The following is a 14,260-nucleotide window of genomic DNA, read 5'->3' as shown; positions in this document are numbered from 1 at the left end:
CTTCCCCCTCGAGCCTTCGTCTCGAGGGGGAAGACAGTGCGTTACTTGCGTGGGCCCTCGTCGAGGAAATGCTGCTGGTGTTCCTGACAGCAGAAGTGCAGCGCTTCATGGCGGATGGCGTCATTTTCCGGCAGATGCAGATCGCAGTAGGCGCAGCGCACCATGTTCTGGGCCTCGCGCTCGGCAGGCTGGCCGTCATCGTGGTTGTCCTGGCTCAGCTTCCATTGGCGATACATGCGATAGAGGCGCAGGCCTGCCCAGAACAGGACGACGAATACCAGCAGACGGATGATCAACAGGCTCATTCCTATATGACTCCCAGATGAGGCGGCGCGCGTGGCTTTTTGCCAGCGGCGCGACCTTGCGGGACAATGGCGGCCATCATGAGACTGATGAGCCGGTGCACGGCTCAGCAGTCTGAGCCAGATGTCTGGCCACAGTGTACTGGCCCCTTATCGAACCGCCAATCGAGAGATCCTTACCGCATGCAAGATCTGACTCTGGTGATGGCCCAGCTCGACCCGCTGGTCGGTGATATCCCCGGCAATACCGAGCGTGCCATCGAAGCCGTCCGTGAAGCGAGTCTCGAGCACAAGGCCGACGTCGTCGTGCTGCCCGAGCTGTGTCTGACCGGCTACCCGCCGGAAGACCTGTTGCTGCGCGAATCCATGGAGGCACGACTCGACGAGGCGCGCGCGCGGATGGCCAGCAAGGTCGCGCGCGGCGTGATGGTCATCGTCGGCTACCCCGGCATGCGTGACGGCAAGCGCTACAATCTGGCCGGCGTGCTCAAGGATGGCGAGTGGATCGCCGAGTATGCCAAGCAGGCCTTGCCCAATTATCAGGTCTTCGATGAGCAGCGTTACTTCACGCCGGGCTCCGAGGCCTGCGTGGTGGAATGCCGCGGCGCCCGTCTGGGTATCGTCATCTGTGAAGACCTGTGGGATGGCGCGCCCGTTCGTCAGGCGCGGGATGCCGGCGCGGACATTCTCGTCAGCCTCAATGCCTCGCCCTATCATCTGGAGAAGCCGGCCGAGCGCAATCATCTGTTCGCTCAGCGGGCGGCCGAAGTGAAGTGTCCGCTGGTCTACGTCAATCAGATCGGTGGCCAGGACGAGCTGGTCTTCGATGGTGGCTCCGCCGCCATCGATGCCGAGGGCAATACCTGCGTGCAGGCACCCTGGTGGGATGTCGGCCTGATGCCGGTGCAGTTCCTCAAGGAGGAAGGCGGTAGCTGGGCGCCGCAGAGCGGCGAGATCGCCGAGCTGCTGTCACCGGAAGAGTCGCTCTACTGCGCACTGGTCACTGGCCTGCGTGACTACGTCAACAAGAGCGGCTTCAAGGGCGTGGTGCTGGGTCTCTCTGGTGGCATCGACTCCGGCCTGTCGCTGGCGATTGCCGTCGATGCGCTGGGCGCGGACCGCGTGCATGCGGTGATGATGCCGTACCACTACACCGCGGACATCTCCAGGGAAGACGCTGCCGAGCAGGCGACACTGCTGGGCGTGAATTACGAGGTGATGCCCATCGCCCCGATGGTCGAGGCGTTCACCGAGACATTGGCGGAGAGCTTTGCCGGCAGTGTGCGCGACACCACCGAGGAGAACCTGCAGTCACGCTGTCGTGGCGTGCTGCTGATGGCCATCTCCAACAAGAAGGGCCTGATGGTGCTGACCACTGGCAACAAGAGCGAGATGGCGGTGGGTTACGCCACGCTCTATGGCGACATGGTCGGTGGCTACAATGCGCTCAAGGACGTCTACAAGACCTGGGTATTCCGTCTCGCCAACTGGCGCAACACCATGGGCCCGGCGATTCCGGAGCGTGTCATCACGCGTCCGCCGTCCGCGGAGCTCGCCGAAGACCAGCTCGATAGCGACTCGCTGCCGGACTACGACACCCTGGATGCGATTCTCACCCATTACATCGAGGGTGACATGAGTGCCGAGGCGATCATCCGTGCCGGTTTCGAGGAAGAGGATGTCTATCGTGTGGTGCGTCTCGTCGACCGCTGTGAGTACAAGCGCCGTCAGGCGCCGGTGGGCGTGCGTGTCACGCCGCGTGGCTTCGGGCGTGACCGTCGCTACCCGATCGTCAATGGCTGGGCGGCCGGCGATTGAGGCAACTCATGTCCGGTGTCAGGGATTGCGAATTCTTTGCGCAAGATGCCGATGACACCCGGATGCAGCGATGTTGAGTCGACAATCGCATGAAAAAAGCCCGTGATCGGTGATCACGGGCTTTTCGATGGTGAGGCGGGAAGCCTGATCGTCAGACGGTCAGGTCATCCGCCTTCACGTAGCGCGGCTCGAAGGTACGGCCATCCAGACGCTTGTTGTCCGGATCATTCTGGATCAGCACCTTGAGCGTCTCGCTGGCGCGGTCGCGCAGACCGAGGCCCAGATAGCCTTCGACCATCACGGCCAGCGCATCGCGAGTGGCAGGAGTGTTAGGGTAGTGCTCGATCACCCACTCACCACGCTTCACGGCGGCCAGATAGGCCTGCTTGCGCAGGTAGAAATCGGCAGTCTGCAGCTCGCCGCGCGCCAGTACGTTGCGCAGATAGATGATGCGCTGACGCGAATCTGCCGCGTAGGTGCTGTTGGGGAAGCGGCGCACCAGTTCGCCGAAGTCGACGTAGGCGTCCCGCGTCGCACCGAGATCCCGCTTGGAGATGTCGATCAGGTCCAGCGATTCCAGGCTGAAGCGCCCTGCACTATAGGCTGCCAGTCCACGCATGTAGTAGGCATAATCGACCTGCGGGTGGTCCGGGTGCAGCCGAATGAAGCGGCTGGCCGCCGCGCGTGCGGCTTCCCAGTTGTCCACCTGGTAGTAGGCGTAGATCAGCTCCAGCTGCGACTGTTCGGCATAGCTGCCGAACGGGAAGCGAGTATCCAGTGCTTCAAGTTGTTGCACGGCGGAGTTGAAGCGGCTGGTATCCAGGGAAACCTGAGCCTGACGGTACAGCTCCTGCTCCTGAAGATCCGGTGCCGGCTCGTTGGACGCACAGCCGACCAGCAAGGTGCTGGCCAGGGCGAAGGCAGTCAAGGGAAGGGCGCGCATCGGTTTCCTCATCTCGGGCAATCCATGGCGGGCATGCTAGAATCCGCCGATCCGCACTCACTATAAAGCAAAGGCCCTTTCCTGCGAAACGGCCTCAGAGAGCAATATGGCAGACACCATCAACCGCGAAGAGCGGATCCCGGAGGCGATGATTGGCATGCGCCTTGATCAGGCCTGCGCCGAGATCTTCTCCGACTATTCCCGCGAGCGCCTCAAGCACTGGATCAAGACCGGTGCCTTGACCCTCGACGGTGCCGCCGTCAAACCCCGCGAGAAGGTCTATGGCGGTGAACGTCTGGCCCTGACCGCCGAGCTTGAAGAAGAAGTCAGTCATGGCCCCGAGGACATCGAGCTCGAGATCGTCTTCGAGGATGACGACGTGCTTGTCATCAACAAGGAGCACGGCATGGTCGTGCACCCGGGGGCCGGCAATCCGGATGGCACGCTGCTCAATGCCATCCTGCACCATTGTCCGGGCAATGCCATGCTGCCGCGTGCCGGTATCGTGCATCGTCTCGACAAGGACACCAGTGGCCTGATGGTGGTCGCCAAGTCGCTGACCGCCCAGGCGGACCTGGTCGAGCAGCTGCAGGCGCGTACCGTGTCTCGCGAGTACGATGCCGTCGTGACTGGTGTGCTGACGGCGGGCGGTACCGTGGATGCGCCCATCGGGCGTCACCCCAAGGATCGCAAGCGTCAGGCCGTGACCCATAGCGGCAAGATGGCGATCACGCATTTTCGCGTGGTGGAGCGCTTCCGGGGGCATACCCATATCCGCTGCAAGCTGGAAACCGGGCGTACCCACCAGATCCGTGTGCACATGGCGCACCAGCGCTATCCGCTGATCGGGGACCCGGTCTACGGAGGCCGTCTGAAGCTTCCGCCGGGGGCCAGTGACCCGCTCAAGGAGCTGCTGCGTCAGTTCCCGCGTCAGGCGCTGCATGCCCGTCGCCTCGCCTTCATCCACCCGATCACGGGCAAGGAAGTCGAATTCCGCGCCGAGATGCCGGGTGACATGCTGGTCTTGATCGACTATCTCAAGGAAGACATCGCCCGCTGAGGGGCTCGGTTCGCGTATCCCATCGCGCCAGGAGAGGTTATGCACGACGACAGTCTACGCCCGACCCTGATTCTGCCGGACTGGCCAGCACCCAGTCCGGTGCAGGCCTTCGTGACCACGCGTGAGAGCGGCCCGAGTCAGGGGCCATACGCTGGCTTCAATCCGGCGCGGCATGTCGGGGATGATCCGGCGATGGTCGCGCGGGTGCGTGACCTGCTGGCGGCGGAGGTCGATGATGGTCGTCCGCTGGCGTGGCTGGATCAGGTGCATGGGACTCAGGTGGTGGATGCCTTTGACGTCTGTCACGCCGATGAGCGCCATGAGGCGGTGCCACCACGTGCTGACGCCTGCATCAGTACCGGTACGGGGCAGGCCTGCGTGGTGATGACGGCGGACTGCCTGCCGGTGCTGTTCTGTGATCGACAGGGGACGCGGGTCGGGGTGGCGCATGCGGGCTGGCGTGGCCTGGTGGAAGGTGTGCTGGAAGCCACTGTCGCCCGTCTTGGAGATGACCCGGGCGAGCTGATGGCCTGGCTGGGCCCGGCGATCTCCAATGCCCAGTTCGAGGTCGGCCCCGAGGTGCGTGACGCCTTCATCGCGGATCTCCCCGAGGCCGACGACGCCTTCGAATCCAGCCCCTATCGGCTGGGCCACTACATGGGCGACCTCTACAAGCTGGCTCGCCTGCGGCTGGAGCGTGCGGGGGTCGGCCATGTCAGTGGCGGTCACTTCTGTACCGCCTCGGAATCGCGCTTCTACTCCCATCGCCGTGATGATGGCGTGACGGGGCGAATGGCCACGGTGATCTGGTTACGCTGATAGCATGAAGTGGAGACCTGGCCGCCGCGATGCACCGACGCTCGGCAAGCCGAAAGACGAAAGCGCCCCGTTGACCTGATCACTCAGGTTGGCGGGGCGCTTTTCCGTGTCGAGCGGAAGCCCCTGGCGACATCTTCAGGCGCTGAGGGCCAACCTGCTGCAGGGGAACCTGATCTGGATCATGCTTCGCGGACAACATGCTGCGTTGCCGCAAATCACGCCTTGAAAGCAACCCCCCAGCCCCCCATCTCTAGGGTTAGATACGAAATGTTACAGGCGAAGCTCCTGAGAAGAGGAGTACCGCCATGACTCTCAGGAGAAGGCACCATGCGCATCGACAAACTCACCAGCAAGCTGCAGAACGCGCTTGCGGATGCCCAGTCGCTCGCCGTCGGGCGAGGCCACAATGAAATCCATCCCCAGCACCTGCTGCTGGCCCTGCTGGAGGACCGCGATGGCGGTCTCAAGGCGTTGGTCAACAAGGCGGGCGGTGATGCCACCAGCTTGATGAGCGGGCTCAAGCGTCAACTGGATGACCTGCCCACCGTGTCCCAGTTCGACGGCAATGTCGCGCCTTCCCAGGCGCTCGGCAAGCTTATGAATCTGGCCGACCGCGAAGCCCAGAAACGCGGTGATCAATACATCGCTTCCGAGCTCGCGCTGCTGGCCGCGCTGGAGCTGGGCGGTGATCTCGGCAAGTTGTTCACCTCCTCGGGCATCAAGAAGCCCGCCCTGACCTCCGCCATCGATGCACTGCGCGGTGGCGAGGCGGTGGGAGATGCCGACGCCGAGAACAATCGCGAGGCACTCAACAAGTACACGATGGACCTCACCCAGCGTGCGCGCGACGGCAAGCTCGACCCGGTGATCGGGCGTGACGAGGAGATTCGCCGCACGATTCAGGTCCTTCAGCGTCGCACCAAGAACAACCCGGTGTTGATCGGTGAGCCCGGTGTCGGCAAGACCGCCATCGTCGAGGGGCTGGCCAGCCGTATCGTCAATGGCGAGGTGCCGGAAGGCCTCAAGAACAAGCGTGTGCTGTCTCTCGACATGGGCTCGCTGCTGGCGGGGGCCAAGTTCCGCGGTGAGTTCGAGGAGCGCCTCAAGTCCGTCCTCAAGGAGCTGTCGCAGGAAGAAGGCCAGGTCATCCTGTTCATCGATGAGCTGCACACCATGGTCGGCGCGGGCAAGGCCGAGGGCGCGATGGATGCCGGCAACATGCTCAAGCCGGCGCTGGCGCGTGGCGAGCTGCACTGTGTCGGTGCCACCACGCTTGACGAGTATCGCCAGTACATCGAGAAGGATGCCGCGCTGGAGCGTCGTTTCCAGAAGGTGCAGGTGGATCAGCCCAGCGAGGAGGACACCATCGCTATCCTGCGTGGCTTGAAGGAACGCTACGAGGTGCACCATGGGGTGGATATCACTGACAGTGCGATCATTGCGGCCGCGCGCCTCTCATCGCGCTACATTACGGACCGTCAGCTGCCTGACAAGGCGATCGACCTGATCGATGAAGCCGCGTCACGCATCCGTATGGAGCTGGACTCCAAGCCGGAGGAGATGGACCGTCTCGACCGCCGTCTGATCCAGCTCAAGATGGAGCGTGAAGCCCTCAAGAAGGAGACCGACGAAGCGGCACTCAAGCGTCTCGGCGCGCTTGAGGACCAGATCGCGGAGCTGGAACGCGAATATGCCGATCTCGATGAGGTCTGGAAGGCCGAGAAGGCCAGTATCCAGGGGGCAGCGCAGTTCAAGGCCGAACTGGAACAGGCGCGCATCGATCTGGAACAGGCGCGGCGTGCCGGCGACCTCAGCCGCATGTCGGAACTGCAGTACGGCGTGATTCCGGGGCTCGAAAAGCAGATCAGCGAAGCCGGCGAAGGCGAGGCGGATACCTCCGCCCACGTGCTGCTGCGCTCCAATGTCACCGAGGAGGAGATTGCCGAGGTCGTCTCGCGCTGGACCGGCATTCCGGTCTCCAAGATGCTCGAAGGCGAGCGCGACAAGCTGCTGCGCATGGAAGAGGCGCTGCACGAGAAGGTGATCGGTCAGGACGAGGCGGTGATCGCGGTGGCCAATGCGGTGCGTCGCTCACGCGCCGGGCTGTCGGACCCGAATCGTCCCAATGGCTCCTTCCTGTTCCTCGGCCCGACCGGGGTCGGCAAGACGGAGCTCTGCAAGTCGCTGGCCAGCTTCCTGTTCGATACCGAAGAGGCGATGGTGCGCATCGACATGTCCGAGTTCATGGAGAAGCACTCGGTGGCTCGTCTGATCGGCGCGCCTCCCGGCTATGTCGGCTATGAAGAGGGTGGCTATCTGACCGAGGCCGTGCGTCGCAAGCCGTACTCCGTGCTGTTGCTCGATGAGGTCGAGAAGGCGCATCCGGATGTCTTCAACATCCTGCTGCAGGTATTGGAAGATGGCCGCCTGACCGATGGGCAGGGGCGTACTGTCGACTTCCGCAATACCGTGATCGTGATGACCTCGAATCTGGGGTCCGAGATGATCCAGCGCATGAGCGGTCTCAATGGCGAGCTGGCGGACGAGGAAGACACGCAAGAGAGTGTCGATCGCAAGGCGGCCTTCCAGTACGACGACATGAAGACGGCGGTGATGGAAGTCGTCGGCAATCACTTCCGGCCGGAGCTGATCAACCGCATCGATGAAGTGGTGGTCTTCCACGCGTTGGGGCAGGCGCAGATCGCCTCCATCGCCGGCATTCAGCTCGAGCGGCTCAAGGCGCGGCTGGCCGAACGTGATCTCGGCTTCGAGATCACCGATGCCGCGATGGCGCTGCTGGCCAAGGCAGGCTTCGATCCGGTCTACGGTGCGCGTCCGCTCAAGCGCGCCATTCAGAGTCGTATCGAGAACCCGCTGGCCCAGGCGCTGCTGGGCGGTGAATTCGTGCCCGGTGACGTGATCCAGGTCGGCGAAGAGGGCGGAGAACTGACCTTCACGCGCTGAATCGCGCGCCCGTGAGTGACGCCCCACCGTGACGGAAGTCTGTCTTCCACTTGCGGTGGGGCGTTTTCGTGTCTGTCGTCTGGGCGCAAAATGACAACCCGGCGGCAGGGATGCTGAAAATCACGAGGCAGAAAATTGCGAATTAAATGCCATTCGTGAGGTTTTACGCACGCATATGGCCGGATTTTCCGTTATCGGTGTGGCATTTGGCGTAGGCGGCGCACACTGGCGTAAGGTTGAGTTGACAGCCCCTTGCGGCTGTTGGACTCTTGACCATTCCTGATTGCGGGCGTGGCCATTCGGGCGACCCTCGAAGCGCCACGTGAAGGACAGACGCTGAGTCGCTGTCCGCCTGTCGAAGGATATGCCGATCAGGGTACGCCAACCGTACCGATCGGCCATCAGCCCCGACCGCATCCAACCGATGCGACAAGAGTGCAGGCCCTAACCGGGCCGCAGACGCCAGGGTTTGGCATCAGGTGCCGCAACTGTTGCGGTAGCGACATTCAGGTCGCACTCGATCCGGCTTGCGTATTGCTGCCGGACGCACTCGAGACCTCCAGGGGAGAACAACCAAGTGGAATTGCTTTCCGGCGCTGACATGATCGCCCGCGCGCTGCATGACGAGGGCGTGGAGTATATATACGGCTATCCCGGTGGAGCGGCGCTGCACATCTATGACGCCCTGTTCCGTCAGGACAAGGTCCAGCACATTCTGGTCCGCCACGAACAGGCTGCTACCCACGCAGCCGATGGCTACGCACGCGCTTCCGGCAAGCCCGGAGTCGTGCTGGTCACCTCAGGCCCCGGCGCGACCAATGCCGTGACCGGTATCGCCACGGCCTACATGGACTCGATTCCCATGGTCGTGCTGTGTGGCCAGGTCGCCAGCCACCTGATCGGTGAAGACGCCTTCCAGGAAACCGACATCGTCGGTGTGACTCGCCCGATCGTGAAGCACAGCTTCTCGATCAAGCATCCGAGCGAGATTCCCGAAGTGATCAAGAAGGCCTTCTATCTGGCCTCCAGTGGTCGCCCGGGGCCGGTCGTCATCGATATCCCGAAGGACATGACCGCCCCGACCGAACGCTATGAGTACAGCTACCCCAAGAAGGTACGCATGCGCTCCTACAGCCCGGTCACCCGTGGCCACAGCGGCCAGATCAAGAAGGCCGTCGAGCTGATGCTCAAGGCCCGCCGCCCGCTGTTCTTCACCGGCGGTGGCGTGGTCTCCGGTCGTGCCAGCGAAGCGCTGACCGACCTGGTGCGCCGTCTGAACTTCCCGATCACCACCTCGTTGATGGGCATCGGTGCCTATCCGCAAGGCGATCGCCAGTGTCTGGGCTGGCCCGGCATGCATGGCTCCTATGAGTCGAACAATGCCATGCACCACACCGATCTGATCATCTGCATCGGTGCGCGCTTCGATGACCGCGTGACCAACAACACCTCGAAGTTCTGCCCGACGGCCAAGATCATCCACGTCGACATCGACCCGAGCTCGGTCTCCAAGACCGTGCGCGCCGATGTGCCGATCGTCGGTCCGGCCGATGCCGTGATCAACGAGATGATCAGCCTCGTGCAGGGGCGTGAGCTGGCCAACCCTGATGCACTGGAGGCCTGGTGGTCCCAGATCGATGGCTGGCGTGCCGAGCGTGAAGGCAAGCTGTATGAGCCGTCCGCCCCGGGCGAGCCGCTCAAGCCGCAGCAGGTGGTGGAAGCCGTGCACCGCGCGACGCGTGGCGAAGCCTTCGTCGCCACCGATGTCGGTCAGCACCAGATGTTCGCCGCCCAGTACTACAAGTTCCAGCGCCCCAACCGCTGGATCACCTCCGGTGGTCTGGGCACCATGGGCTTCGGCTTCCCGGCGGCCATGGGCATCAAGATGTCCTACCCGGAAGACGATGTGGTGCTGTTCACCGGGGAAGGCAGCTTCCAGATGATGATGCAGGAGTTCTCGACCTGTAAGCAGTACGGGATCGGGGTCAAGATCATCAATCTCAACAACCAGTCGCTGGGCATGGTGCGTCAGTGGCAGGACCTGAACTACAAGTCCCGTCACTCGCATTCCTATATGGAGTCGCTGCCTGACTTCGTGCAGCTGGCGGGCGCCTATGGCTTCCGTGCCATCAAGGTGCACACGGTGGAGGAGCTCGAACCTGCGCTGGAAGAAGCCTTCCGCAACAAGGACGAGCTGGTGTTCCTCGACATCTATGTCGACCCGCGTGAACACGTCTATCCGATGCAGGTGCCTCTCGGCTCCATGCGTGACATGCTGCTTACGAAGACGGAGCGGACCTGATGCGCCATATCATCTCCATTCTGATGGAAAACGAACCGGGCGCGCTGTCACGGGTCGTCGGCCTGTTTTCACAGCGCAATTTCAACATCGAGACCCTCAACGTGGCCCCGACCGAGGACGCGACCCTGTCACGTCTGACCGTCACCACGGTCGGCGAAGATCGCGTCATCGAGCAGATCACCAAGCACCTCAACAAGCTGGTGGATGTGGTCAAGCTGGTGGATCTCACCGAGGGCAGCCACATCGAGCGCGAGCTGATGCTGGTCAAGGTCAAGGCGTTGGGTGCCCAGCGTGACGAGATCAAGCGCACGGCGGACATCTTCCGTGCCCAGATCGTCGACATCACGCCGAGCCTCTACACCATCCAGATCACCGGTGACGGTGGCAAGCTGGATGCCTTCCTGGCGGCGATGCAGCCGGTAGGGGTGCTGGAAGTGGCTCGTACCGGTGTCTCCGGCATCGCCCGCGGTGAGAAGGTGTTGAGCCTGTAAGACGGTGATTGTGGAAACGCGATACAAGAACGGCGCCCCTCGGGGCGTCGTTTTCGTTGTGGCGTGGGGCAGGCCATGTAGCGCAATGTTCCGTGGCGCAGGGTCACTGCGTCATCACTCCTCTGGCCGCCGCGGGGTGCCGGGCAGCTGTTCCCAGAGTGCGCGTACCAGTGGATGTCGAAGACGTTTCTCCTGTACGCACAGCCCGACCTTGTAGGGGGTCAGCGGCGGATCGACATCGAGGATGCGCACCTGATCGGCCAGAGGGGAGTTGTCGAGCACGATCTGCGGCACCACGCCGATCCCGAAGCCCAATCCGACCATGCTGACGATGGCCTCGTTGCCGGCAACCTGGGCATACAGGCGCGGCTTGATGCCACGAGTATGGCACCAGGCATCGAAGCGCTCGCGCGCCAGGCCAGTCTCCGAGAGGATCATCGGGACACGGGTCCAGTCGATATGGTCGTCCCCCGCTGACGAATCGTCCGTCTCGCCGATGCCTTCCAGCTGATGGCCGGGGCCATCACGACGCGGGGCAATGAAGCGCAGCGGCGACTCGGCGAAGTCGGTGAAGGCCAGGCGCGAGGGCAGCACGTCCGGGCGAGCGGCGATTGCCAGATCCTCGTGGCCCATCAGCACGCGCTCCAATGCCACGGCGGGGTCACCGGTATGCAGTTTGAGCTCCACATGCGGATGGCGGGCCCGGAAGGAGGCGAGAATCTCATACAGGAAGCTGTAGCTGGCGGTCACCGAGCAGTACAGGGATAGCTCGCCACGCAGTTCGTCGCTGTCTTCCAGCAATGACTGACGAATGTCATCCCACTGACTCAGGAGTTCGCGAGCATGACGACGGAAGCGCTCTCCCGCCGGTGTCAGTGCGACGCTGCGGTTGTCGCGCTCGAACAGGCTGACGCCCAGTTCCTCTTCCATGGCGCGAATGGCACGTGACAGGGCAGAGGCGCTCAGGTGCAGGGCAGTGCTGGCGCGTCCGAAATGCAGCGTTTCGGCGAGGGTCAGGAATTGCTTGAGTTGACGATTGTCCATGCCGGAGTCCGCTGTCGATGAGTGCTGAAGGGGGAAATGCCTTGTGTTGCGCTATATGGCATATGATGGTGCAAATATAGCATTTTACGCAATGTCGAGGTGCGGGTAAGGTGGACTCATCGCCGCGCAGGAGGAGGACGGCAGACCTTGATCCAAGGCGCACGACCTCCCAGGGACGCAGAGCGGTCAGGATAGATGGCCGTCGGCGCTGGACACTGACATACGCCCTTCCCTCGCGGGAAGGGTCGCAAGAACAACAGACACTCTTTCAAGATCTAACGCCATCCCGCTGACGGGGTGAGCCGCCAGGAGCAATGACGATGAAACTCTATTACGACAAGGATTGTGACCTCTCCCTCATCCAGGGCAAGAAAGTGGTCATCCTCGGTTACGGTTCCCAGGGCCACGCCCACGCGAACAACCTGAAGGAATCCGGCGTCGACGTCACCGTAGCCCTGCGTCGCTCTTCCTCCAGCTGGGCCAAGGCCGAAGCGGCTGGCCTGAAGGTTGCTGAAGTCGAGGAAGCGGTCAAGGCGGCCGACCTGGTCATGATCCTGGCGCCGGACGAGAACCAGAAGGCCATCTACGAGAACCAGGTGGAACCGAACCTGAAGCAGGGCGCGACACTGGCCTTCGCTCACGGCTTCAACGTCCACTACAACCAGGTCGTGCCGCGTGCTGACCTCGACGTCATCATGATCGCGCCGAAGGCACCGGGTCACACCGTGCGTTCCGAGTTCGTGAAGGGCGGCGGTATCCCGGACCTGATCGCCATCCACCAGGATGCGACTGGCCAGGCCAAGGACATCGCACTGTCCTACGCGGCAGGCGTCGGCGGCGGTCGTACCGGCATCATCGAGACCACCTTCAAGGACGAGACCGAAACCGATCTGTTCGGTGAGCAGGCTGTCCTGTGTGGTGGCGCGGTCGAGCTGGTCAAGATGGGCTTCGAGACCCTGACCGAAGCCGGCTACGCACCGGAAATGGCCTACTTCGAGTGTCTGCACGAGCTCAAGCTGATCGTCGACCTGATGTACGAAGGTGGCATCGCCAACATGAACTACTCCATCTCCAACAATGCGGAGTATGGCGAGTACGTGACCGGCACCGAAGTCATCAACGAGCAGTCCCGTGTCGCCATGCGCAATGCACTCAAGCGCATCCAGAGCGGTGAATACGCCAAGATGTTCATCCAGGAAGGCAACACCAACTACCCGTCCATGACGGCCCGTCGTCGTCAGAACGCCGAGCACCCGATCGAACAGACTGGTGAGAAGCTGCGTGGCATGATGCCGTGGATCACTGCCAACCAGCTGGTCGACAAGTCACGCAACTGATCCTGCCTATTGGATCAGGCGTGAAATGAGCGGGGCGCTCTCCATCAGGAGGGCGCCCCGCTTGCGTTGTTGCTCTATAAGCGCTATCGAATGGGGGAGGGAAGTGACAGTCGACGGTGAGGCCGCTAGGGTGTCACTACTATTCGCGCTCACTGGCAGGTGTAGAATGTGGTTACCCTGCCACGACGAGGCATGATGCAAGGAATCCCATGACTGACGAAAATCGACATCCCGGCGCAGAAGATGCCCCCGAAGAACCGACCCGCCGTAGCAGTTCCGTGCTGGACAAGGTGGTGGAAGAATTCACCGACGACAGCGAAGTCGTGGAAGAGGCCATCGAGGATGGCAAGCCCGTTCGTCGGCGTGGCATCTACCTGCTGCCCAACCTGTTCACCACGTCGGCATTGTTCTCTGGCTTCTTCGCTGTGGTATGTGCGCTGAACGGCGAGTTTGCCAATGCCTCCATCGCCATCTTCGTCTCGATGGTGCTGGATGGTCTCGATGGACGTGTGGCTCGCCTGACCAATACGCAAAGCGCCTTTGGTGCGGAGTACGACAGCCTGGCGGACATGTTGTCCTTCGGCGTGGCACCGGCACTGGTCACCTTCAGCTGGATTCTGCAGGATGTCGGCAAGATCGGTTGGATCGCCGCCTTCGTCTATGTCGCGGGCGCAGCGCTGCGCCTGGCGCGCTTCAATGTCCAGATAGGCTCCACCGACAAGAAGTGGTTCATCGGTCTGCCCAGTCCGGCAGCGGCGGCACTCGTGGCTGGCTGTGTGTGGACCATGCACAACTTTGACGCCGAGACCTTCGCCTTCAAGTCGCTGATGGTCTTCGTGGTCGCGGCTGCCGGTATCCTGATGGTGTCGAACATCCGCTACTACAGCTTCAAGGAGATCGACCTCAAGGGGCCGGTGCCCTTCGTCGCGCTGCTCGCCATCGTGCTGGCCTTCGTGGTCATCTCGCTGGAGCCGTCCGTGATGCTGCTGGGCCTGTTCGGTTGCTATGTCGCCAGTGGCCCGATCATGGCACTGGGCCGCAAGCTGCGCGGCAACAAGTAAGCGCCAGCTGCCATTGGTGTGATGATCGATATTCGGCCCCGCCATTTCTGGCGGGGCCGAATGCGTTTCTGGCCAGGGAAGAGATGTGTCAGCAAGCGACGGCGAGATGAGGCCAAAGG

At 62.5% G+C, this 14,260-nt stretch carries 11 protein-coding genes; 8 read left to right on the top strand and 3 right to left on the bottom strand.

Going from position 1 to position 14,260, the window contains the following annotated elements:
- Positions 1-41: 41 nt before the first annotated feature.
- Complete coding sequence (locus QD228_RS15010; protein ID WP_077373474.1) at positions 42-305, bottom strand: PP0621 family protein; 264 nt, start codon at positions 303-305, stop codon at positions 42-44.
- A 180-nt stretch (positions 306-485) separates the two neighbouring features.
- Between QD228_RS15010 and QD228_RS15005 the strand changes: the two genes are divergently transcribed.
- Positions 486-2,120 carry an NAD+ synthase gene (locus QD228_RS15005; RefSeq protein WP_176494355.1) on the top strand — a complete coding sequence of 545 codons (1,635 nt, stop codon included), beginning with the start codon at positions 486-488 and terminating at the stop codon, positions 2,118-2,120.
- Between the two features lie 151 nt (positions 2,121-2,271).
- Here QD228_RS15005 and QD228_RS15000 read toward each other — a convergent pair whose 3' ends face one another.
- Positions 2,272-3,063 carry an outer membrane protein assembly factor BamD gene (locus tag QD228_RS15000; protein WP_103751389.1) on the bottom strand — a complete coding sequence of 264 codons (792 nt, stop codon included), beginning with the start codon at positions 3,061-3,063 and terminating at the stop codon, positions 2,272-2,274.
- Between the two features lie 106 nt (positions 3,064-3,169).
- On the opposite strand from QD228_RS15000, the gene rluD reads away from it, so the two are divergent.
- From rluD to ilvN, 5 genes are all read left to right on the top strand, one after another.
- The gene (gene rluD / locus QD228_RS14995) at positions 3,170-4,123 is read left to right on the top strand and encodes a 23S rRNA pseudouridine(1911/1915/1917) synthase RluD (RefSeq protein WP_077373483.1); all 954 of its coding nucleotides are present in this window, start codon (positions 3,170-3,172) and stop codon (positions 4,121-4,123) included.
- 39 nt (positions 4,124-4,162) lie between these two features.
- Positions 4,163-4,942 carry a peptidoglycan editing factor PgeF gene (gene pgeF, locus QD228_RS14990; RefSeq protein WP_077373486.1) on the top strand — a complete coding sequence of 260 codons (780 nt, stop codon included), beginning with the start codon at positions 4,163-4,165 and terminating at the stop codon, positions 4,940-4,942.
- A 327-nt stretch (positions 4,943-5,269) separates the two neighbouring features.
- On the top strand, positions 5,270-7,906 hold the full coding sequence (gene clpB, locus QD228_RS14985) for an ATP-dependent chaperone ClpB (protein WP_279875985.1): 2,637 nt from the start codon (positions 5,270-5,272) through the stop codon (positions 7,904-7,906).
- 577 nt (positions 7,907-8,483) lie between these two features.
- A complete protein-coding gene (locus QD228_RS14980; protein ID WP_043337225.1) occupies positions 8,484-10,208 on the top strand; it encodes an acetolactate synthase 3 large subunit in 1,725 nt (574 codons plus the stop codon).
- Entirely contained in the window at positions 10,208-10,699 is a 492-nt protein-coding gene (ilvN, locus tag QD228_RS14975) for an acetolactate synthase small subunit (RefSeq protein WP_043337227.1), read from the top strand. Before QD228_RS14980 ends, ilvN begins: the two co-directional genes overlap by 1 nt.
- A gap of 114 nt (positions 10,700-10,813) precedes the next feature.
- Here the strand turns inward: ilvN and ilvY are convergent, their stop codons facing one another.
- On the bottom strand, positions 10,814-11,743 hold the full coding sequence (ilvY, locus tag QD228_RS14970; RefSeq protein WP_279875984.1) for an HTH-type transcriptional activator IlvY: 930 nt from the start codon (positions 11,741-11,743) through the stop codon (positions 10,814-10,816).
- Between the two features lie 320 nt (positions 11,744-12,063).
- On the opposite strand from ilvY, the gene ilvC reads away from it, so the two are divergent.
- Positions 12,064-13,080: a ketol-acid reductoisomerase gene (gene ilvC / locus QD228_RS14965; RefSeq protein WP_043337232.1), complete on the top strand. Its 1,017-nt coding sequence runs from the start codon at positions 12,064-12,066 to the stop codon at positions 13,078-13,080.
- 209 nt (positions 13,081-13,289) lie between these two features.
- A complete protein-coding gene (gene pssA, locus QD228_RS14960) occupies positions 13,290-14,141 on the top strand; it encodes a CDP-diacylglycerol--serine O-phosphatidyltransferase (protein WP_077373497.1) in 852 nt (283 codons plus the stop codon).
- Positions 14,142-14,260 lie beyond the last annotated feature (119 nt).

It is taken from the genome of Cobetia sp. 3AK (assembly GCF_029846335.1).
Taxonomy (GTDB): Bacteria; Pseudomonadota; Gammaproteobacteria; order Pseudomonadales; family Halomonadaceae; genus Cobetia; species Cobetia marina.
Note: the sequence above shows the minus strand (reverse complement) of the source record. Positions and strands in the feature narration are given on the sequence as shown.

Excerpts from the sequence above, each read along its gene's own strand:
- ilvN (WP_043337227.1), top strand. The coding sequence starts at position 10,208 with ATGCGCCATATCATCTCCATTCTGATGGAAAACGAACCGGGCGCGCTG.
- ilvY (WP_279875984.1), bottom strand. The coding sequence starts at position 11,743 with ATGGACAATCGTCAACTCAAGCAATTCCTGACCCTCGCCGAAACGCTG.
- QD228_RS15005 (WP_176494355.1), top strand. The coding sequence starts at position 486 with ATGCAAGATCTGACTCTGGTGATGGCCCAGCTCGACCCGCTGGTCGGT.
- QD228_RS15000 (WP_103751389.1), bottom strand. The coding sequence starts at position 3,063 with ATGCGCGCCCTTCCCTTGACTGCCTTCGCCCTGGCCAGCACCTTGCTG.
- ilvC (WP_043337232.1), top strand. The coding sequence starts at position 12,064 with ATGAAACTCTATTACGACAAGGATTGTGACCTCTCCCTCATCCAGGGC.
- clpB (WP_279875985.1), top strand. The coding sequence starts at position 5,270 with ATGCGCATCGACAAACTCACCAGCAAGCTGCAGAACGCGCTTGCGGAT.
- QD228_RS15010 (WP_077373474.1), bottom strand. The coding sequence starts at position 305 with ATGAGCCTGTTGATCATCCGTCTGCTGGTATTCGTCGTCCTGTTCTGG.
- pssA (WP_077373497.1), top strand. The coding sequence starts at position 13,290 with ATGACTGACGAAAATCGACATCCCGGCGCAGAAGATGCCCCCGAAGAA.
- pgeF (WP_077373486.1), top strand. The coding sequence starts at position 4,163 with ATGCACGACGACAGTCTACGCCCGACCCTGATTCTGCCGGACTGGCCA.
- rluD (WP_077373483.1), top strand. The coding sequence starts at position 3,170 with ATGGCAGACACCATCAACCGCGAAGAGCGGATCCCGGAGGCGATGATT.